Annotated in this window: 16 protein-coding genes; 15 read left to right on the top strand and 1 reads right to left on the bottom strand. The window is 42.7% G+C overall.

Features of this window, described 5'->3' with window-relative positions:
- Nucleotides 1-370 precede the first annotated feature (370 nt).
- The 13 genes from hepC (at nucleotide 371) to QT994_RS24900 (ending at nucleotide 17,006) form a co-directional block, all read left to right on the top strand.
- Complete coding sequence (hepC, locus tag QT994_RS24960) at nucleotides 371-1,198, top strand: heterocyst development glycosyltransferase HepC (protein WP_333049872.1); 828 nt, start codon at nucleotides 371-373, stop codon at nucleotides 1,196-1,198.
- Nucleotides 1,199-1,411: 213 nt separating this feature from the next.
- The gene (gene hepA / locus QT994_RS24955; protein ID WP_333049874.1) at nucleotides 1,412-3,262 is read left to right on the top strand and encodes a heterocyst formation ABC transporter subunit HepA; all 1,851 of its coding nucleotides are present in this window, start codon (nucleotides 1,412-1,414) and stop codon (nucleotides 3,260-3,262) included.
- A gap of 92 nt (nucleotides 3,263-3,354) precedes the next feature.
- Nucleotides 3,355-4,302, top strand: coding sequence for a glycosyltransferase (locus QT994_RS24950; RefSeq protein ID WP_333049875.1), 948 nt, complete (start codon nucleotides 3,355-3,357; stop codon nucleotides 4,300-4,302).
- A 31-nt stretch (nucleotides 4,303-4,333) separates the two neighbouring features.
- Entirely contained in the window at nucleotides 4,334-6,466 is a 2,133-nt protein-coding gene (locus tag QT994_RS24945; RefSeq protein WP_333179354.1) for an HAD hydrolase-like protein, read from the top strand.
- Nucleotides 6,467-6,510: 44 nt separating this feature from the next.
- Nucleotides 6,511-7,770 carry an acyltransferase gene (locus tag QT994_RS24940; RefSeq protein ID WP_333049878.1) on the top strand — a complete coding sequence of 420 codons (1,260 nt, stop codon included), beginning with the start codon at nucleotides 6,511-6,513 and terminating at the stop codon, nucleotides 7,768-7,770.
- Between the two features lie 64 nt (nucleotides 7,771-7,834).
- Nucleotides 7,835-8,674, top strand: a complete 840-nt coding sequence (locus tag QT994_RS24935) for a hypothetical protein (protein WP_333049880.1) — start codon at nucleotides 7,835-7,837, stop codon at nucleotides 8,672-8,674.
- A gap of 25 nt (nucleotides 8,675-8,699) precedes the next feature.
- Nucleotides 8,700-9,842, top strand: coding sequence for a glycosyltransferase family 4 protein (locus tag QT994_RS24930; RefSeq protein ID WP_333179350.1), 1,143 nt, complete (start codon nucleotides 8,700-8,702; stop codon nucleotides 9,840-9,842).
- 66 nt (nucleotides 9,843-9,908) lie between these two features.
- Nucleotides 9,909-11,054, top strand: a complete 1,146-nt coding sequence (locus tag QT994_RS24925) for a glycosyltransferase family 4 protein (protein ID WP_333049883.1) — start codon at nucleotides 9,909-9,911, stop codon at nucleotides 11,052-11,054.
- Nucleotides 11,051-12,178, top strand: coding sequence for a glycosyltransferase family 4 protein (locus QT994_RS24920; RefSeq protein WP_333049885.1), 1,128 nt, complete (start codon nucleotides 11,051-11,053; stop codon nucleotides 12,176-12,178). Before QT994_RS24925 ends, QT994_RS24920 begins: the two co-directional genes overlap by 4 nt.
- A complete protein-coding gene (locus QT994_RS24915; protein WP_333049887.1) occupies nucleotides 12,172-13,110 on the top strand; it encodes a glycosyltransferase in 939 nt (312 codons plus the stop codon). Before QT994_RS24920 ends, QT994_RS24915 begins: the two co-directional genes overlap by 7 nt.
- 97 nt (nucleotides 13,111-13,207) lie before the next feature.
- Complete coding sequence (locus QT994_RS24910; RefSeq protein WP_333179347.1) at nucleotides 13,208-14,137, top strand: glycosyltransferase; 930 nt, start codon at nucleotides 13,208-13,210, stop codon at nucleotides 14,135-14,137.
- Nucleotides 14,138-14,178: 41 nt separating this feature from the next.
- On the top strand, nucleotides 14,179-15,588 hold the full coding sequence (locus QT994_RS24905) for an O-antigen ligase domain-containing protein (RefSeq protein ID WP_333049890.1): 1,410 nt from the start codon (nucleotides 14,179-14,181) through the stop codon (nucleotides 15,586-15,588).
- Nucleotides 15,589-15,818: 230 nt separating this feature from the next.
- Nucleotides 15,819-17,006, top strand: a complete 1,188-nt coding sequence (locus QT994_RS24900) for a glycosyltransferase family 4 protein (protein WP_333049892.1) — start codon at nucleotides 15,819-15,821, stop codon at nucleotides 17,004-17,006.
- Between the two features lie 90 nt (nucleotides 17,007-17,096).
- On the opposite strand, the gene QT994_RS24895 is transcribed toward QT994_RS24900, so the two are convergent.
- Nucleotides 17,097-19,199, bottom strand: coding sequence for a hypothetical protein (locus QT994_RS24895; RefSeq protein ID WP_333179344.1), 2,103 nt, complete (start codon nucleotides 19,197-19,199; stop codon nucleotides 17,097-17,099).
- 201 nt (nucleotides 19,200-19,400) lie between these two features.
- Between QT994_RS24895 and QT994_RS24890 the strand changes: the two genes are divergently transcribed.
- Together QT994_RS24890 and QT994_RS24885 are read left to right on the top strand one after the other, a co-directional pair.
- Complete coding sequence (locus QT994_RS24890; protein WP_333179341.1) at nucleotides 19,401-20,561, top strand: glycosyltransferase family 4 protein; 1,161 nt, start codon at nucleotides 19,401-19,403, stop codon at nucleotides 20,559-20,561.
- Between the two features lie 198 nt (nucleotides 20,562-20,759).
- The gene (locus tag QT994_RS24885) at nucleotides 20,760-21,932 is read left to right on the top strand and encodes a glycosyltransferase (RefSeq protein ID WP_333049898.1); all 1,173 of its coding nucleotides are present in this window, start codon (nucleotides 20,760-20,762) and stop codon (nucleotides 21,930-21,932) included.
- The last annotated feature ends 621 nt before the right edge of the window (nucleotides 21,933-22,553 follow it).

Below are 22,553 nucleotides of genomic sequence, written 5' to 3'. Positions count from 1 at the left end.
GAATCATATTTTACCATGCTGTGCCTAGATTGTGAACCTTCTTTTTTTCTATTACCCCGATTTATTGAGCGGATACCCCTATATCATACATTATGTAATTGGTCAAGAGACAAATCCTATGTTGTTGAAAAAAATATAAAACATCAAACTATTGTAAAACTTTATTAAAACTATCAGCATCAGTAAGTAATAGCAGTATCATGCAGTCAGATAGATGACTGTAGTTTTACCAACTCTTAACTTAGGATTAAGATGTGTTGCAACAGAAAAATAATTCTACTTAAGTAATCTGTGTAGGACAATTTTGAGTTATAAGTCATCTTGCCGACAGACAATAATTTAGTAACATTCGCGTCAGGTAATAAGAACCATGACTATTTCAGAAGTGTCCAATTTAAATATCTATTCTTCTGTAGAGCAACAGCATTCAAACAATTACTTACCTCACTGCATTCTGAAGTGGCGACAGGGACAGTTATTCGTCAGTCTCGGACAACAGACCAAACAGCCTTATATCTCGGCGTTTGAGACTGAGCAACAGCTAGTAGAATGCTTGAAACCATCTCCGGTACGGCTGGTTCGCCTCCATCCAAATCTCGGTGAGGCAACCCTGAAGCTCTGGGCAGATGCCTGCGAACAAGCTAACAAACCCGTGTTTATACGTGGGAGGATTCAAAAAACATTTCAAAAGCCAAGCCAACTTAGCCCCCAGCGCCAGCAATCGATTGACTCAATTGCCACCTTTTTTCTACTGGTATTTGTCAGCCCAGTTTTACTGGTGACAGCTATACTTATGTACTTTTATTCACCGGAGCCGATTTGCCCTAAGCAATGGTATATTGGCACAGGAGGCAAGTTGTTCCGGCTTGTGAAGTTTCCCACAAGATTAGCTAATCAGAATTCTGGTACTACACCTTTAATTCGTTGGATGTGTAAGTACAACCTGGATAAGTTACCACAGTTGTTGAATGTGCTACGGGGTGAGATTAGCTTAAGGGATTCATTCCATCCTTTGACTATATCTCAGGGAGTAGCGAGTGAGATTAGCTTGAGGAATTCATCCTGTCCTTTGACTATATCTGAGGTAATACCGATCGGCTCAGAATGTCAACAACCGGTCACATTATTGGAAATTGCACAAGCTCACATCCAGAAAAACAATTCAAATGAGGTTAGTTGGGTTGTAGATCAATACTGAATCTTCAATTTGCAAAGCTTCTGCGCTTTATCTAAAGTTTATGATAGAGGGGCTAACGCCATGCTCTTCTATTGTACTTATAAAAATCAAGATTTTCCGGGGTTTTTTGATTCTGTGTTTAGTGCTTATCTCATTCTGGGTCGGTAATTATTTCATGGTAATGAGCTTCCTAAATTACTTTCTTAACGCTTTTAGTTAACCTGCGTAATTCTTATGTTATCTAACTCATTGAATCCAATTAGTATTTATTTAAAAAAATCTAGGTTATGGCAGGATAATTACTTGATCTTGAGAGAATTTAAATATTTTCCCAAAATTGTAATTCTTGCTTTTGTATTTACATTTTTAGCGGCAACTTTTGAAGGGGTGGGAATTGGGTTTCTACTTTCTTTCATCCAAAATTTAACAAGCCCTAATGCAGAACCTATCCGAACAGGAATTGAATGGGTTGATATTTGGATTTTAGGCGCAAATACTTCAGCAAGTAGCCGCACAGTTCGCATTAGCATTCTGATTCTACTTAGCACTTGGATGCGTGCATCATTCAACTACTTATCTATTATTTATATAGAATTTTCTCAGATCAAATTATTAGATAGACTGCGTAGGCAAATATTTGAACAGCTTCAAGCTTTTAGCCTGGGATACTTTGCTAAAACTCAGTCAGGAGCACTCGTTAACACCATTACAACTGAACTAGAAAGAATCAAAAGTGCTTTTGGAGGAGTCGCCTTTGTAATGACGCGATGCTTGGTAGGGGTAGTTTATATGTCAACATTGCTGCTGATTTCATGGCAAATCACACTTCTGGCAATGATGTTATTCGGTCTCTTGGCAGCGGGGTTGTCCTCTCTGAATGTTAGGGTACGAGAAGTAAGTTTTGAAACTTCAGCAGCTAACAGTGATTTCACTTCAACGGCGGTTGAGTTCATCAATGGAGTTCGTACTATTCAAGCATTTGCGGCTCAAGATTTTGAGCGAAAACGCTTTTATAAAAGTAGTGGTCGTGTAAGTAAAAGCTTGATTAAGATAACTCGGCTGATGTCGTCAGTTAGACCTATATCAGAAAGTATTGCTACAGCAATTCTGGTCAGCCTGATTATTCTGGCATTCAATGGCATCATTACCGGCAAGTCATTACCTGCTGCTTCATTGCTGACATTTTTCTTTGTATTGTTTCGTCTAGTACCAACATTACAGGATGTGAACGGAACGAGAGTTGTTCTGAGCGGATTACAAGGAGCTGCTGTTAATATTAAGGAACTATTGAGGACAGATAACAAGGAGTATTTTCCGAATGGGCATATTGAGTTTTCAGGTTTGAAAACGGCGATCGATTTAGTTTCTGTAGATTTCGGATATGAACCTCAGAATTTGGTACTCCATGATATTATCTTGACGATCGAACGGGGCAAGATGACCGCTTTGGTGGGAGGATCTGGTGCTGGAAAGACTACACTCGCTGATCTCATCCCACGATTTTACGATCCAACGCGGGGCACGATTTTGATTGATGGAGTTGATTTGAAAACGTATGAAATTAAGTCGCTGCGCCAAAAATTAGCAATTGTAAGCCAGGATACTTTTATTTTCAATGCTAATGTCCGTGACAACATTGCCTATGCTTTGGAAGGAGTGGAAGAGGCAGAGATTTTAGAAGCAGCCCGTCAAGCTTATGCTTTAGAGTTTATCCAGCAGCTACCGGAGGGATTCGACACCCAACTAGGCGATCGCGGTGTACGCTTATCAGGTGGTCAACGTCAAAGACTGGCGATCGCTCGTGCTCTGTTGCGCGATCCAGAAATCTTAATTTTGGACGAAGCTACTAGCGCTTTAGATTCCGTATCTGAGCGATTGATCCAGGAGTCGTTGGAAAAGCTGTCTGTAGGCAGGACTGTAATTGCGATCGCCCACCGACTTTCTACAATTGCTCGTGCCGATCAAGTAGTGGTACTTGAGGAGGGACGAATTGTAGAGCGAGGTAAATACCAAGAGTTGTTAGAACAACGCGGTAGACTCTGGAAGTATCACCAAATGCAAAATGAATCAGGGGCTTCCAGTTAAACTAACCTTTGTTTAAAATCAATTTCCACTAGGAACTGAGTGTTGGCGATCGCCAATAATAATCGAATCATATTATTAAAATAGGAGTTATTATGCCCAAAGTTTCAGTTATTATCCCAGCTTACAATGCAATGGCTTATCTTCCAGAGACGTTAGAAAGCGTTCTAAATCAGACCTTTACTGATTTAGAAGTTTTAATCATTAACGATGGAAGCCCTGATGGCATTGTAGAATGGGCTTCTGAAATCAAAGATTCAAGAGTAAAACTAATTTCTCAAGAAAATCAAGGTTTATCAGGAGCGCGAAACACGGGCATTTGGTCTTCTCAAGGTGAATATTTAGCATTTTTAGATGCTGATGATATTTGGGAAGCTAATAAGCTAGAAAAGCAAGTAGAGTATTTGGAAAAACATCTAGAGGTTGGTTTGGTAAGTTCTTGGATATCTAATGTCGATCGCAACGGAAATCTTATAGATATCTATGATTATTCTAAATCTGGAAGTGAGCTTAAAAAAGAACTATTTCGCTCTAATATCCTTTATTGTGGTAGTACTCCATTAGTCCGTCGCATTTGTTTTGAAAAAGTAGGCTTTTTTGAACGCAGCCTTAAATCTGCTGAGGACTGGGATATGTGGTTACGTATTGCTATGCACTTCTCAATTTTTGTGATCCAAGAACCACTTGTTCGATATCGTAGATATGCTAATAGTATGTCTACAAACTTCAGGTTAATGATTGAGGAACTTGATAAGGTGATGGAACGTTCGTTTCAATCAGTTCCAGAGGAATTTAAGAATGTAGAAAGAATTGGTTCTAGTCATCTGAGCATCCTGTATGCTTGGGGATACCTTATTAAGGATGATTTTCCTGAAGCTTTCTGGTTCGCCAAGCAGGCTTTCATTAGGAGACCAAAATTAATATTTTCTCTCTCTTATCTTCACCTAATCTTCTTGATTGCTGCCAAGCACTTTTTGAAGCCTCAAACTTATAAAGCCATCCATTCAATATTATTGCGTGGGAAACAAAGAGAAAAAATTTAACTTATTTGCAACTTCTATGAAACAACCGCACATGACTATTGAATCAACGAAGCAAGCACACCATCACTCATTTGATGTATTTGACACGGCTTTGACTCGTATCTGGGCTAAGCCAACGGATCTATTTTGGGAGTTAGGTAATCGCTTGAAGCAGGAAGACCTAATTACAATTTCCTCAGATATTTGGAGTCAGCTTAGGATTGAAGCTGAGTGTAAGGCAAGACAACTATCTACAACGAATGAAGTAACACTACAGGAAATTTATGCTCAATTAGCTGAGTCCTTGAACTGGACTGAGATAGATAGGGAGAAAGCAATACATTATGAAATTCAACTAGAACGTGCTAGCCTCCGTCCAGTTCCAGCTACTCAGCTCAAGATTCAAGAGTTACATCAGCAAAATAAATTGATCGCCTATCTCTCAGATATGTATCTACCCTCGGAGGCGATTCGAGGCTTTCTCGAAGATCATCAAATTTGGGAAGATGGTGATGTAATCCACGTTTCCAATGAAGTTGGACTTCATAAGGTATCTGGAGAACTATTTCAATATTATCTCACTCAACATCAAATCAAAGCCTCTCAGCTCATACACACTGGGGACAATCTCTATTCTGATATCAAAGTAGCGAAAAAATTAGGGATTCAAGTTCAGCCTTTTGTGCAAACACACCTAAATCGTTACGAACAAATCATTGCAGACAACGAACAATTGCCGATCCGATTTCGTTCTCTGCTAGCCGGTGCTAATCGCCTGTGTCGGTTGCACTGCCAAGAGACAGAATTGCATCGACGAATAATCTGGGATACAGCAGCTAATGTCATCGCCCCTGTATTTTTTGGGTTCGTTCATTGGGTGTTGGAAGAGGCGAAGAGTGAGGGGATTCAGAGGCTGTATTTCATGGCCAGAGATGGACAAATTCTCGGGAAAATTGCCAAAATTATTTGCCGCAAGTGGGGCTATGACATCGACTGCCAATACTTTTATGGTTCTAGGCAAGCTTTTCACTTTCCCTCTATTCAACAAATTGGTGAAACTGAACAGGAATGGCTTTTTGACAAGCCACCTTTCTTCTCAGTGCGGTTAGTGTGCGATCGCGTCAATATTCAACCAGAACAGATTGCTGATGCGCTGACACGTCATGGCTTTCCGATCGAGATTTGGGACAAAAATCTGACCGAAGAGGAATTCACTTTGCTGAAAGCAGCATTTCAGGATCGAGAAATTATCGATCGGATTGTTGACTTGGCGGCCGTCTACAGAGAGAAAGCGATCGGCTACTTCAAACAAGCAGGTATTGGTGATGGAAAATCGTTTGCGATTGTCGATTCTGGTTGGACTGGTCGATCGCAACGCTCATTTAGTAAAATTTTGGCGATCGGCAATTTATATCCTCCAGGTGGAGTGGCTGGATTTTACTTTGGATTGGAAAGACGTATCACACCATTCTCAACCGATCGCTTAATACCTTATTTCTTAGATCCTGATGCAATCACCGAACGCCGTTCGCTTAGCAGTTCTCCGATTTTAGAGCTATTTCTGGCCGCGGATCATGGCAGCACCGTCAGATATGAGAAACAAGGCGATCGCTACATTCCGATATTGCGATCGGAGAAAAATGAAAGAGGTATTAAATGGGGAGTCTCAGTTCAGCAGCAAGCAATCCTAGATTTTACTGAGCGATTGACCGATCATTTGCAGCCTGAAGAATGTGAAGTAAAGTATTTTCATCAAATTACAGAAGACCTGCTGAGAACCTTTATCCACTCGCCGAACAAAAAGGAGGCCCAGGTTTTTGGTGACCAGCCCTTTTCAGATCAACAGTTAGAAAATAAGTTTCATGACCTTGCGCCTGCATACTCTCTAGTAGACGGCTTTAAAATGATATTTGACAAACACTATGTCAGTGATTTTGTCTGGCTACCAGGCTCGATTCAACGCAGCCCACCACTCACTAGAAGTGTCCTAGGATACATCAAAGGATTGCGAGACAGCTTGAATTATGCTCGCTCCGCCCAAGAGGCATACCTCGTAGGAAAGGAGCAGCTATCTTGGGATTTTGCTAAAAAAGCAGTACAATCTTGCCCTGTTATTTTGCTATCCCGCAGCTTCATTCGCAATAATGTTTCTCTCGTTATGCGATCTAAATTGTTTAGGAGGTGATGAATCACCAATTTTAATAAACCAAGAAAAACAATAGTTATGATATGAATAAGAATGTAGTAGGTGATTTAGATTTACGTGAATATTTTGTCCCACCTGATAGTAAAACACGTAGTAAAGCCTCCTATAATTATGCTTTAGAAGGATTACGTGGACTCGCTGCCATCTGGGTTGTTTATGCTCATGTTTTTGGCTTTAAATACGAACTTGACCCTGCTTATCATCCAACTTTCCCTTTTCAGCACTATTTTCATGCGGCTCATGGAGGCGTTTTAATCTTCTTTGTTCTCTCTGGCTATGTTATAGGTCTAACGAACCAAGCACCCTTCTCACGAGCCAATACCCTTCGTTACTTGCTACGGCGTTTCATCCGCTTATATCCAATCTATTTGCTCTGTATCATCCTGGCAGTGCTAGTATCACCGCATGATACGTGGAAAACAGTTCTTGGTAACTTATTTTTCTTGCAAGGGTCAGTCGCAGCTCTTCTGTCAGGAAACGGCGTTTTATGGACGCTGCATTATGAAGTAATTTATTACTTTGCTTTTCTAGGAATTTGGTATTTCCGTCCTAAGATTCTACCCCTTGTATGGAGTACGTTCATTGTGGCGTGTTTAGGTTGGTTTATTCCCTCGTTTCCACAACTTCTATCTGGCTATGCTGCGGGTTGGCTGTTTTGGTTATTTGGGCTGTGGCTAGCTTGGAACAGACAGGAAGTAGGAGATCCTCCAAAAGTTCCTTTGTTTACTTATTTACTTCTATTCATTGCTACGGATCGTTTGGGTACTGTGAAATTTATGCTCGATAGCTTAGGCTTGGCTCGTTCAACTTCTTCACAGATAAATCTTACCGATATTACTTATTTTCCCATCTGCGCTATTTTATTTGCCGCAGTTGCTAACAGTCCGTTTCCTGGATGGCGAGTTTTAAAGCTATGGGCTATAGGTGTCCCCTTAGCCCATAGCAGTTATTTACTAGCCATCGGTAACTTGTTTGAACCTATTACTTGGAGCATTGCTGTACATACAGTTTTAGCCGTTGCCTTAATAGGTTGGAGAATAGAGTCTAAGGCGAGCGCTGTTTTTGCTTTCATTGGAAGCATTTCCTATGGGATCTATGTTCTGCATATGCCTATGATGCATCTGGTTTTCAATTACTTCCCGTGGAGTGGTTCTCCCTGGAGTTTCACTCTACGTCTATTTGTCTGGGGGCTTCTAACCATCGGTCTTTCCTATTGGTTAGAACTAACGATTCAGCCAATTTTGAAACGTTGGTTTCAGAAATCGGTCTTGGCTCGAATTTAGTCAGTATATAAGCGGGCTAAGCTAATATTCATGTTGTAAATAGTTGTCATTTGGGTTTAAATTAATGGTGAATATTCCTTATCATGTTGCTAGAAATCAAGGACAACTGATGCGCTCCTTATATAAGTCATTGGTGCCACAAATTGCGAAAGTTCCTATTTCGCAAACTCAGAGTATTCCAATATCGGTTTACGCTCTCTCATGCGAGCGGGATCTACCAGAACAGGTAGCAAGTCTGCGCTCGTTCATCCGCCATGCTGGTATTCCAGAGCGTTTCACGATCATTTCTGATGGTAGCTATACCGAAAATAGTTGCAATTTACTCCGCCAAATTCATCCATGTGTTGAGGTATTGCCACTAGAAGAAATGAAGCGAACCGATCTGCCTCAATCTGTCTATGATTATGCCTCTCAGCATTCGATGGGCAGAAAATTATTGGCATTGATGTCAATTCCGATTAATCAGACAACGATTTATACTGACTCAGATATTCTGTTTTTTCCAGGAGTCAGCGATCTAGTTGAATTAGCCAGATCAGACAATACCTCTTCTCTATATCTACCCGATTGTGCTACTAAAATGGACGATCGGGTAATTTATGATGATCGGGAAAAATTAAATCCAGTCAACGGTGGATTTATTGTCTTCAAAAAACCGCTAGATTGGAGCTTTGCCGTTGAGCGATTGTCAAAAATTACAGAACTTAATCATTATTTTACCGAGCAAACTTTGGTGCATTTGACAATGCACTATAACCAGGCAAAGCCTCTCTGCTCGAAACGATATGTTCTAAGTGTTGAAGACCAGTTTATTTATCCAGATAAGTATGCTTGTAAAGAAATTGCACTTAGACATTACGTTAATGATGTCAGACATAAATTTTGGGCTAACGCCCTGTCTTAAGTGTTTAAAATGTTTCAAAATTAATATGATTCAAAACAACTTGATGCCTAAAGAAAAAACCATCCATTACTGTTCGTGCACCCTAGGATGTGGTGGAGGAATAGATACCTACGTTAAGTCTTTGTTGCAGGCTCAACTTCCCAACGTCAGCCCACAGGTAATTAGCTCGCTCAAAAATATCGATCAGAGTCAGTTCAAGTTACTTAATATTCAAGAGCAGGAGCTAGTATGGGATATTACTGGAGAATGTCCAGTTGTCTATACACTTCACAATCACTCTCCCTACTGTCCTAGTGGTACTAAGTATTTGTCAATGAGGGGGACTGCCTGCGATCGCGCTATGTCTACTCTCGGATGTACTTGGGGTCATCTAGTAGATGGCTGTGGTAGTAGACGACCTGAGAATATTATCCAAAATTTTCAAAATTCTTATCGAGAACTAGAGACACTTAAAAGACTGAGAATTCCTGTCATTGCCAATAGTGATTATGTTCGCGGACAGCTTATTAGACATGGTTTACCTCCTGAACAAACCGTAACATTGTACTGTGCTATTCCCATTCCTGAAACGAGTAGTGAACCATTAACTTTTGAAACGCATCAAAATTCTAGACTTCTGTTTGCAGGGCGTATTGTTCCAGAGAAAGGTCTTGACTGGCTGCTCAAAGCCTTAACACAAGTTGACCGACGAGTTCATCTTGATATTGCAGGTGAGGGTTGGAATCGACCTCAAATGGAACAGTTAGCGAAGAAACTGGGAGTGAGCGATCGCCTTACCTGGCATGGCTGGTGCGATCGCGAGAAAATGGATGCACTCTACCGACAGTCTTATGCTGTGGTCTTTCCTAGTCTTTGGCACGAACCTGCTGGTCTGGTCACGCTGGAAGCCTATGGTCGCCATCGACCTGTTATTGCTAGTTCATTAGGAGGGATTCCAGAATACATCCGCGATCGAAAAACAGGTATTCTTGTCCCTGCCAATGATCTCAAAAAGTTGGCTACTGCTATCAATGAATTGGCTGAAGATTATCAAAAAGCTCGCAGCTTTGGGGAAAATGGATATGCGTTGTTGCTGGAGCAATTTACGATTGAGACCCAGGTCAAGCAACTTCAAATTATCTACGAAAAAACTATTGATGACTTTCACTCTTCCAGAGTTCTCTCATAATTCTGCTCGTTCTCAGTCTAAATTAGGCCATAAATAAATCAGAAAATCCCTCACTTTAAAAAACTGATGAAAATTCTACTTACCATTCACCACGAACTAGATCCTAATGCAGGTGCTCCAGGAGTAACATGGAAACTCGGTCAGGAATATCAAAAACTGGGTCACGAAGTAGAGTATTACTCTTTTGATAACCTGCCACACAAATTGCCGGGAATGCTAGAGTCAATGATGTTTCCTGAATTTCTGGCTAGTCACATATCGGCACTCTCCCAAAAAGGAGCCGTGGATGTTGTAGATGCTTCGACTGGTGATGCCTGGGTGTGGGCAAAATTGCCCCGTAGCTCAAATAGTCCGGTTTTAGTGACACGGAGTCACGGTCTTGAGCACGTGATGCACCTGGAAAACTTAGAAGAGGCTCGCGTTGGCAACTTGAATTTGAGTTGGAAATATCCGCTTTATCATGGAGGTTTTCGACTCTGGGAGGTTGCTAATTCTCTGCGAGATGCAGATTTGAGCTTATTCTGTAATAGTTATGATTCAAAGTATGCGGTTGAAAAATTAGGGGTTGATCCTGGACGGACTGGTGTTTTTGTCAATGGAATTCCAGAGTTTTTTCTCAATCTCGACTTTGAGCCAACGCCAGAAGCCGAAGATTCAGTTATTCGCATCGCTTTAGTGGCAACTTATATCCCTCGTAAAGGGATTTATTATGGTGTTCCTGCATTAAATAAAATTCTTGCTCGCTATCCTAAAGTAGAGGTGAGCTTTCTGGGGACGTGCTGTCCTGAAGCGCAAGTTTATGCGGATTTTGAGCCATCTCTACACGATCGCATCCGAGTTGTGCCACGCTACCAATACGAAACTCTGCCCCAACTTTTGCGCGGACATCATATCAACCTTTTTCCCACCCTCTCGGAAGGGTTTAGCGTCGCCCTTCTTAATGCTATAGCTTGTGGTTTAGCCCCTGTAACCACTACAACGCCAGGGCCGATAGAAGTTGTGCGTGATGGAGATAATGGGATTTTAGTCCGGCCCCGTGACACTGTGGCGATCGAGCAAGCTTTGGAGCGCTTAATTAAAGACCGCCCCTACCTGGAAAAATTGCGCCGTAATGCTTATGCTACGGCACAAAAGTACGGTTGGGAGAGGATTGCCCGCGATAATCTGACTTTGTACGAAACGGCTTTGTCTCAGAAAAGAGGTACGAAATGAAGCTGTGTATTGTTACTCATAAAGTTGCGATCGGTGATGGTCAAGGTCGGGTCAACTATGAAGTTGCCTGGGAAGCCATTCGTCGTGGTTATCATGTTACATTGTTAGCAAGTAGCGTGGATTTGGCACTGGAAAAACACAGTCAGGTCGATTGGCTTCCTATTTCAATCAAAGGATATCCATTACAACTTGTTCGCGAAATGGCTTTCTCTACTAAAACTGCTTGGTGGTTAAATAAGCACCACAAAGAATTTGATGTGATTAAACTCAATGGTGCAATTACTTCTGCTAGGGGAGATGTGAATGCAGTACATTTTGTTCATAACTCCTGGTTCCGAGCGCCGATCAATCTTTCAACACAAAATCTGGGCTTGCGTGGCATTTATCAGCGGTTTTATACTGCCTTAAATGCTGATTGGGAGAAAAAAGCTTTCGCTCGCGCAAAAGTCGTAGTAGCGGTTTCTGAGAAGGTCGCCCAAGAATTAGTGGCGATCGGTGTTCCACGCGATCGCATTCGAGTGATCTTAAATGGCATTGATTTACAAGAGTTTGCGCCTGGGATTGTCGATCGGCAAAAATGGGGTTTGCCAGAGGAAGTGCCTCTGGCGCTATTTGCTGGAGATATCCGTACACCTCGGAAAAACTTAGATACAGTCCTCCATTCCTTAGTGCAAGTTCCTCAATTGCACCTCGCAGTTGTGGGTGGAACCGCCGGTAGTCCATATCCTGAGTTAGCGCGATCGCTAAACTTAGAAAAGCGGGTGCATTTTCTGGGATTTCGGCAAGATGTCCCCGACTTGATGAAAGCAGCAGATTTTTTAGTCTTTCCGTCCCGTTATGAACCTTTTGGTTTGGTGGTACTGGAAGCAATGGCGACAGGAATACCAGTTGTTACCGCTGCTACAACAGGGGCGGCCCAGTTGGTGACAGCAGACTGTGGGTTAGTTTTGCCAGACTCAGACGATACAGAGGCTTTAGCTGAAGCATTGAATCAATTAGTTAAATGCGATCGGCAACAAAGACAACAAATGGGTCAAGTAGCCAGAACTATAGCAGAACAGCATAGTTGGGCTAATATGGCACGTAATTATGTAAATTTATTTGAGGATCTCCAGCCGTGCTAAAGATTTCAGTTATCGTACCTACTTACCATCGCCCCAAAGATTTGGAACGCTGTTTAGAAGCACTAAAAAAGCAAAATCGCCAGCCAGATGAAGTCTTCGTAACGATTCGCGAGGCGGATTCTGAAACTTGGGAACTCCTGGCATCCTTCAATCATCAACCTTTGCCATTACACCTGATCAAAATGGATGCTTCAGTAGCGATTGGAGCATTAGCTGCTATGAATTTAGCGATTGATGCCGCTTCAGGGGATATCCTCGTCTTTACCGATGATGATTCCGCACCTCACACTGACTGGCTAGAACGTATCGAAACTCACTTTCTATCAGATAGTAATATCGGTGGTGTAGGAGGACGGGATTGGGTGTATCACGGCACTCTCTTAGAAGACGGGAAACGCGAAGTAGTAGGAAAGGTGCTGTGGTTTGGACAAGTCATCGGTGAACATCATTTAGGCTTTGGAGAAGCCCGTGAGGTAGATTTGCTAAAGGGTGTAAACATGAGTTTTCGGCGGACTGCGATGGCAGGAATGCACTTCGATCGCCGGATGCGAGGTAATGGAGCCGCACCACACTTTGAACTAGCATTTAGTCTGGCATTGAAACGAGCAGGCTGGAAACTAATCTATGATCCAAAAATAGCAGTAGATCACTTTCCCGGACAACGTTTTGACGAAGATCAACGCAATAGATTCAATGATATTGCCTTCTTCAATTCTGTACACAATGAAACTTTAATTTTGTTAGAAAACCTACCATTGATTCGACGTAATATATTTATATTTTGGGCAATCTTGGTGGGAACCAGAGAGGCTCCTGGTTTCTTACAATGGTTACGATTTATACCTAAAGAAGGGAGCTTAGCAGGAGAGAAATTACGAGCATCTCTACGTGGACGTCGGGAGGCTTGGAAGACATGGCAAGAGTCAAAATAAAGATGTTGTTATATCTAGTTCTCAAACCTAAGACATAGTTAGTATGACATCCAATTCTCTATACTGATGGTGTGAATTTATGTGAGAAAATCCAGTTATGTTGACGCTCTCAGTTGTCATACCTACTTACCGGCGTCCGAAAGACTTAGCCCGCTGCTTATACGCACTCAAAAAGCAAAAAGTTCCTACCTATGAAGTCTTAGTTGTAGTTCGGGATACTGATACGGAGACTTGGACATTTTTGCAAACATTTAACCCCGAATTATTGCCAATGCGAACTGTCACAGTCAACGTATCTGGTGTAGTAGCGGCAATGAATGCAGGAATGGATGCCACTTCTGGGGATATCATCGCCTTTACCGATGATGATGCAGCACCTCATACCGATTGGCTAGAACGTATCGAGGCTCACTTTTTATCAGATAGCAATATCGGTGGTGTAGGGGGGCGGGATTGGGTGTATCACGGCACCCGTTTAGAAGAGGGGGAACGCCAGGTGGTAGGACAGGTACAGTGGTTTGGACGAGTCATCGGTGAACATCACTTAGGGGTTGGAGAACCCCATGAGGTAGATGTCCTGAAGGGTGTAAACATGAGTTTTCGGCGAAGTGCGATCGCCGAAATGCACTTCGATCGCCGGATGCGAGGTAATGGAGCCCAACTACACTTTGAACTAGCATTTGGTCTGGCATTGAAACGAGCAGGCTGGAAACTAATCTACGATCCAAAAATAGCGGTAGATCACTTTCCCGGACAACGTTTTGACGAAGATCAACGCAATCAATTCAATAACCTTGCCTTCTTCAATGCTGTACACAATGAAACTTTAGTTTTGTTAGAAAACCTACCATTGATTCGACGTACTGTATTTGTATTCTGGGCAATTTTGGTGGGAACGCGGGATGCCCCTGGTTTTGTACAATCGTTACGATTCCTACCTAAAGAAGGCAGCTTAGCAGGACAGAAATTACGAGCATCTCTACGTGGACGTCGGGAGGCTTGGAATACATGGCAACAGTCCAAATAAAGATGTTATATCTAGTTCTCAAACCTAAAACCTAGTTGGTAATGAGTCAAATACAGGGAATTCCGAATAACTCTCGAAAACAAGGCTTCTCTCTGACACTACAACCGCAGGCAGCTTGGATGGCAATCCTGGGACTATTACTGATTATTACCCTATGCCTTGTAGCCGGTCTTGGTAAGGTTCTAAATATCATCTTTCCTGCGGGTTGTCTTGGTGTCGGCCTCTTCCTATATTTACGGTATCCCATCCTCTATATAGGTTTCACTTGGTGGGTGTTTTTCCTCACACCCTTTATTCGTCGTGTGTCAGATTTTCGGAGCGGTTTTACCGAGCCCAGTCCCATATTGTTAGCCCCTCCACTGGTGGCAACGATCACCATTGTAACTTTCTATCGCAACTTTCCCAAAGCACATGAACAAGGTGGGTTATCTTTTGTCCTATCTGCAATGGGTGTTTTCTATGGTTTTCTAGTTGGTATGATTAATGGCTCACCTGTTCCGGCGATCATCTCTCTTATGGGTTGGGTAAGTCCCATTCTGTTTGGTTTTCACTTATTTATAAACTGGCGAGATTACCCCAGCTATCGCAACAACATTCAGCGCACTTTTCTCTGGGGTGTATTAGTCACAGCATCCTATGGCGTCTATCAATACTTAGTTGCACCTGAGTGGGATTGTTTCTGGCTGATAGAGACCAAACTATTTACCAGTATGGGAAACCCAGAACCCCTTGGACTTCGAGTGTGGAGTACCATGAATGCGCCCTTACAGTTTGGAGTAGTGATGCTAGGAGGGAATATTTTACTATTTATTGGTCAAGGCAATTTGCGTATTCCTGGTTTAATAGTTGGCATTTTGTCTGTCCTGCTCACATCGGTACGCACAGTTTGGCTAGGCTTGATAGTAGCTTTAATTACCCTACTTGTTTCTCTCAAAGGGGGTGTTCAGATTCGTTTAATTGCTTTTATCCTGATTATCTTCGTATGTATTGTACCATTGTCAACAGTTGAGCCATTTTCCAAAGTCATTCAGTCTCGTGTCAGCAGTTTGTCTAATGTTCAAGATGATCAGAGCGCAAAGGATAGAACAAACCTCTATGGCCTCGTACTAAATCAGGCGCTGAGTGAGGTTATTGGTAAGGGAAATGGAACTCTTCAGCCGATTGACAGTGGAATTATCGAACTACTTCTCACCTTGGGCTGGATGGGAGCCATTCCCTATATAAGTGGGCTACTCCTAAGTTTTTACACTCTGTTCCAAGCCTCTAAATCTAGGTCCGATCCGTTTGCCAGTGCAGCTCGTGCTATTGTTGTTGGGTTCCTGCCGATGCTAGCTGGCTCAAATGTGATCATTAGTCTCCCGGGCATGGTTTTCTGGGGATTTTTGGGTCTAAGCCTGGCAGCTAATAAGCACTACCAGCATCAACGGATTGCAGGCTTCAAATCAGGTTGATGCTTTGAGTTTCAGGGCTAACAACAGTTAGCTAAAAACTAGAAAAATCTAGACAATACTCATTCATTTCACTGTGATTAGAGAAAATAAAGCCCAAAAATTGTCGTTTCTTCTGGAATGTAGTAAAATTTAGGAGGAATGTTTGTAACACTTTTGCCAACAGCATGAGTCGTTAGTCAAAAAAAAAAATCCGTGTCAAGGGTAAAAGTTTGTGAGGTAAATAACAGAAAATGGAAAAACAAAAAACAGTAGGGTTTCTCTTAAAGCGTGTCGATTGTAATGACGGTGTTGCCTCTCATTGTGAGACTCTGATTCGTGGTTTCAAAACGGTTGGGTGGAGGGTCGTCCTGATTACCGGACCAGTGAATTACGATGCAGGCTCTGAAGATAGTTTTCAAGCACTCAAAGACTTATCAGAAGACTGGATCGTATTTGAGGATATGAAACCTTTTCTTCCAACTTGGGCTAATATTCGTCGGATTAAGGAGATAGTCAATAAATACGAAATTTCCCTATTTCACGCACATGGATACTCGATGTTACTGCTGGCGCGTATCCTCAAAATTTTCACTGGGTTAGAATGTGTTGCTACCTTTCATTTATTAATCCAAGATGAAAATTCAACATTCATAAAATCTGTATTGCGGCCGAAAATCAGAAAATACCAGATATACTTGAGAACGTTTGCACCAAAAGCTTTTATTGCCTACTCTTCAGAGATTGAAAGATTTTTGCTCCAAGATTTGGGGTTTCATAAAAACAAGGTTCGCAAGATATTAGCTGGCACTGATACAAACTATTTTCGTCTTCCTAGCTCTGAAGATCGACAAAAAGCACGGGAGAAGTTCGGATTTGAGGAAAAAGACCTGGTATGTACTCTCGTAGGAAGACTCAATTGGATTAAGGGACATGATGTTTTGATCGACGCAGTTAGGCAAATGAGAAAGGAATTTCCCGAAATGGTTTTGAAGTGTTTATTTGCGGGTTCTGGGGATCGGGAACAGGAGATTAAGGAATATGCCTTTGTCAGTGAAGATGATTCGCATTCTTTTATTTTTGCGGGCTATCTAAATGATATGCGAGAAGTGTATTGGACATCGGATATTTTTGTTCTACCCAGCCGCTTAGAAGGGTGTGCTTTAGTGGTGGCGGAAGCGATGTGCTGTGGGACAGTTCCTATCCGCACACCAGCAGGAGGAGCTCTGGATCAGATTGAGGAAGGAAAAACAGGTTATATCGTTCCCTTCGATGATGCAGAGGCTTTATCAAAGGCTATCCAAAAGCTTGCGAACAAGGATTTTCGCTTGCAGATGGGTCAACAATGTGCGGAGTATGCTTCCTCAGTGTTCGATCGGGAACTGATGGTTAAGAGAACGGTGGAATTGTATTGCGAGTGCTCTGGTATGGAAACAAAATAAAGTTTGAAAGCTTGAGTTGGTTGAAATTTGGGTGATATCTAGACTGAGATTTTGTAATATAATTGGCTCATTTCCCAAGCCTTACTTTCATCATCTCTGTCCGAGTCGATACATAATCACCTTGGCTTTTGCATCTTCCTCTACAAATACCAGATACTCACCATTTGTTCTCCGATAAGCTCGTAATGCGTAGGGAATATCAATCCAGCCAGTCTCCTTACCAACCTCTGAGCCGGGGCTTAGTTTGGCTACAAATACTCCCGTCCCGGTAGCGTATACATATACCTCAGCTTTTCTAGAATCAACGGCAAATACTTGATCGCCTTCCACATCCATTGCCTTAATAATGAGCATGGGATTGGCTTTCGGATCGTAGGGAAGAGTTATGCGCCAGCGCAGTGTTTTATTCCTTGTCCAGCTGTCGTAGCGCACAATCTCTGTGCCGACTATCCCCCATTCCTCACCTGTATGCGGGCGATCGACTGTATAGCCTCCTAGATACATGACATCTGTATCAGGAAAATATTTGACTCTTAAGAGCTTGTTAAACGGTGCTGGCATGGGTATAACTTCGGAAGCGGCGCTAGTATAAATTGGACTACCATGAGTATCCAATCCTTGATAGTGATAATGTGTGATGTAGCCAGCTTCACTAGCTTGCCAAACATCCCCTTTGCTATCAACTTCCCAGCCCCAAATCGAATCATCTTCTGCACCTAGACTTTCATATTCATCGCTTTGCATAGAGCCATCCCCGTTCTTGTCGTGCCATAGCCAACTTCCTGCTGCTGGCTGATTAGCCGGCCACTTAGAATGCTTGCGAGAGAAGATGGCGCTGGGAACCGCGATCTCTCCATCAAAACGGTAAATGGCGAGATGATCGGCAAACATTCCGGTGAGATAAAGAAAACGCTTTCCCTCAATGCGACGCACGAAGACCGAGGTAGTCCCATGTACTGTTTCTTGTAGCCGCAGATCGTCTGGATACCGAAATTTATCTACGGTATATCCCTTATAACTCCATTCCTGACCATTGCTTTTGCTATAGTCTATGACAAAGTGTTCCTGCTTGGTAAACACGTCCACTCCATCAGTCCCAGGATCGGCATCGGCATTATCTACAAATTGCAAGCCCAGCAATCTCCACTCCCTTGATCCGCTTGCATTAAACTTCCTCAAGTCCGTTCCTGACCGATTAAAACCATCAAGACTCACATAAATATTTCCGCTTGCGTCCGTACCCACCCCCGTCAAACCTCCGAGTTTGAGATCTCCAACTTCTCCGGGTGTTCCTGAGTAGATCCCCCTCTCACGGCCCAAAGTCCCAACCAACGTGGGTGTACTTGTGATGTTGTAGATCAGCACTTGTTGACGGGGGCCATTTTCCGCAACCAACAGTCTGCCTTGATTATCAATGGCTAGGGCTGTAGGGTCTACAACATCCGTAATTTTCTTGGACAATAAAGTTCCTGTCTTAGAATAGTGCAGTATCTTGGGAGCATTACTAGCATTTTTCTCTTGCAGAATCCATAGGTTACTTTGATTATCTACAGCTATTTGTTTGGGGCGATCGACTGGCCAACTGCGTAGCTCTGCCAGGGTTTCGCTATCATAGACGCGGATGCGGTTGGTGCTACTATCACTGACATAAAGCTCGCGGCCAGCGTTAGCTAATCCAGTTACTTGACCGGAGGTGCTAACAATTAACATACTTTGATCGTAGCCGCGCCCACCTGCAAAGGGAGCCGGTTCTCCCGATAAGTTGTAGCGTCTCACACAATACCAGTTTGTTTGAGAGGGGGGATAATCTTGAAGGACTGTCCTGTCTATTGCCCCCTGTGTCATGGCGATATAAAGGTATTTACTATTTGCCGTGACTGCTTCTCCTCCTGTTCTTCCCCATCCATGAAGATTACTAGCTTTGCCGATCGCATCTCCATCTTTATAAATTCCTGCCTCTCTACCCGCTTCATCCCACACGCTATTGGTATAAACCGTTCCGTCGTTCCCCACGTACATGGCAGCGATTTGAATTTGTACCCACTTACTGCCACCGCCAAAGGTGTTACCGATCCAAGATGTTTTGTAGGAGATATTGGGTAAAGGGTTTGAAGTTACAGACAGTGCAGCTACAGACAGTGCAGTTATAGTAGAGATTATGACTCCTGGGATCGCCTTGGCTCGGAAACTCATCCTGCAATGTTGGGGAGCGTTCTCAATCGGCTTAAAATTATTGAGGAAATGAGTCCTTGTTTGGATGAATAACTGCTGTTTTTGCCATAATTTGTTTAGTAGCAACAAAAATCGATTCTTCATAATCTCACTGAGCAATATACAGCTATAATCAGGATGTCTCAGTTATTGTAAATTTAATGTATATTTGTAAACAACCAAGTGGAAAACTATAAAACTAACCCTGCTGCTACAGCAAACATTCTTGGCGTCGGGATCGGATGGTTTCCGAAAACACCGGGAGGGCTGGATCGATATGTATACGAGCTGACACATCAGCTAGCAGCCAGTCAAGATCGAGTTGAGTTGTGTGGAGTTGGTCTACCAGAAACTCAGTTAAACTCTGGCGTAAAACTAACTAATTTAGCAGAACCAGATATTCGACTCTGGGAACGGCTTTGGCTGATTCGCTCCAATTTTGAGCGGCGAAAATCTGCAAAACCGGATGCAATTAATCTGCATTTTGCACTATATAGTTTTCCGCTTTTGCAAGTTTTACCTAAAGGGGTTCCTGTTACCTTTTCCTTTCACGGGCCTTGGGCTTTGGAAAGTAAGCAGGAGGGTTCTGGTAAACTGAGTGTTTTTTTGAGGCATTGGGTCGAAGACAGAGTTTATCATCGGTGCGATCGATTTATCGTCCTGAGCAAAGCATTTGGTGATATTTTACATCAAGAATATCAAATTCCTTGGAGCAAAATTCACGTAATTCCCGGCGGTGTCGATCTTTGGCGATTTCAACTCAACCGATCGCGCCCTGAAGCCCGCACGCAGATCGACTGGCCCCAAAATCGCCCCATTCTCTTTACAGCGCGTCGCTTAGTGCATCGAGTTGGACTGGATAAGCTGTTGATGGCGATCGCGATGATTAAACCTCAAATTCCTGATATCTGGTTGGCGATCGCTGGCAAAGGGCCATTACAAGCGGTTCTTCAGCAACAAGCAACAGATTTGGGACTCAATGACAACGTTAAATTTCTAGGCTTTTTGCCAGATGACCAACTGCCTATAGCTTACCAAGCCGCCGACCTAAGTGTGATGCCGAGTCAATCTTTAGAAGGGTTTGGATTAGCTGTGCTAGAATCTCTCGCCTGTGGTACTCCAGCGCTATGTACTCCCGTAGGTGGAATGCCAGAAATTTTAGAGCCGTTTTCACCCAATTTGATTGCTGCTTCTACAGAGGCAACAGCGATTGCTGAGCGATTGGAAGCACTGCTAATGGGAAAAGTACCGATGCCTTCTAGAGAGGCGTGTCAGGAATACGCTGCTAAGAATTTCGATTGGCAAAAAATCGCGCAAAAAGTTAGAAAGGTGCTGTTAGCCTGAGGCTCAAAACAATTAGAATATATGGCAGATCGATTACCCAATATGGTAGGGGCGGGCGATGCCCTGCCCTTCGACTTCGCTCAGGAACCGCGTAGCCGAAGGGTTCACTAACAATACTCGCCAATAATTGACAATCTTAAAAACCCGCCCTGACTGACTATGTTAGGGTCAATCAATCGAACCGGATATAAGTCCTGTATGAAAAAAAAAATTAGATCAAAACAACAAATGAAAATACTATTTCTTGACCAGAGCGGAAAGCCTGGTGGTGCCGAACTTTGCCTAATAGATATTGCCAAACCCTATCGAGATAGCTGTCTAGTTGGCTTATTTGTAGATGGTGCTTTCCGGCAATTACTAGAGCAACAGCAAATTCCTGTTGAAGTGTTAGCGACAATCGCGATAAAAGTGCGTAAAGAAAGCAGCTTGATACAGAGTTTAAGTAGTGTTACCGCGCTACTGCCTTTGATTGCTAAAGTTGTTCAAAAAGCTCGTGAATACGACTTGATATACGCCAACACGCAAAAAGCTCTAGTTGTTGGTGCATTAGCTAGCTTTTTTAGTCGTCGCCCTCTAGTGTATCATTTGCATGACATTTTATCTACAGACCATTTCAGCCCAACCAACTTAAAAGTAGCTGTAACTTTGGCTAATCGCTTTGCATCATTGGTGATTGCTAACTCCAAAGCAAGTCAGGCTGCTTTCCTAGAAGCTGGAGGAAGATCGGACATAATCGATGTCGTCTACAATGGCTTTGAGCCTGAAGTCTATCAGAGCGAGCGCTCTAAAATTAGCCACCTTAAGACACAACTAGAACTTGATGGGCAATTTATAGTAGGTCATTTCAGTCGATTGTCACCTTGGAAAGGTCAACATATTTTAATTGAAGCACTTACTTACTGTCCAAAAAATGTAACAGCTATATTAGTGGGTGATGCCCTCTTTGGCGAGCAGGATTATGTCCAGCAATTACATAAACAAGTGGCAGAATTAGGACTTGAAGATCGAGTTAAGTTTTTAGGATTTCGTTCAGATATTCCGCAGTTGATGGCAATTTGTGATTTAGTTGCACATACCTCAACCGCACCCGAACCTTTTGGCAGAGTTATTGTCGAGGCGATGCTGTGTGGTAGACCTATAGTTGCTGCTCAATCTGGAGGTGCTATTGAATTAATAGAGCCTGGGATCAATGGCTTTTTGGTTCCTCTCGGCAAGCCACATCAACTCGCAGAAGTTATTAATACCTGTCATAACCAGCCTGAGTCTACGATCGCGATCGCCCAATCGGCCTACGAGATGGCTAGTCGGCGTTTTCACCAGACCAATATCGATCGCCAGATTGCAGATTTGCTAGCCAGAACTTTTACCTGAATTGTCCCAATATCTTATGAGTTATATCCAATTTATACAAAATTCAAGTAACCTCCTCTTCGCTAGGTTTTTACGAATTTATAAGTGCGACATTTTGCCCAGTTTCACTCTATCGCATCGCAGGATAGGTGTAGGAGACCGCACTCATAATCACTCCAGACCGCAATCAGAGTTTTTTTGAGACCCAATTAAATGCAATTGAAGCCAAATTTCAGACCAGATTAAATGCAAATGAGACCAAATTAAATGCAACCAGACCGCAATCATGCAAACGAGACCAGGTTAAATGCAACCAACCAAAATTCAGCCGAGAGCTAAAAAGCTGAGGCTCCTTAATAATTGCTTGATCCACCCTTTACAAATCAAACATCATATCGGCTCCATCTAAATTCCCCTCAGAAACTGCTGCAAAAACGACCGTTTTTGCAACACCCGCTCCAACCAACCAGAAACCAGGGCTGTTTCATTCTAGTTGAGTAGTTGTAGGAGACCGCAATCATAATTACTCCAGACCGCAATCAGGATTTTTTCGAGACCACATTACAGCGTAAGCTGTTGCACATTTAAACTGTGATACAAGCATTGCCCTTATTTTTGATTTTACGACCCCACTTAATTATT

The sequence above is a fragment of the Microcoleus sp. S13_B4 genome, from assembly GCF_036700885.1.
Classification (GTDB): domain Bacteria; phylum Cyanobacteriota; class Cyanobacteriia; order Cyanobacteriales; family Microcoleaceae; genus Microcoleus.
This window is presented reverse-complemented; position numbering and strand designations above follow the sequence as displayed.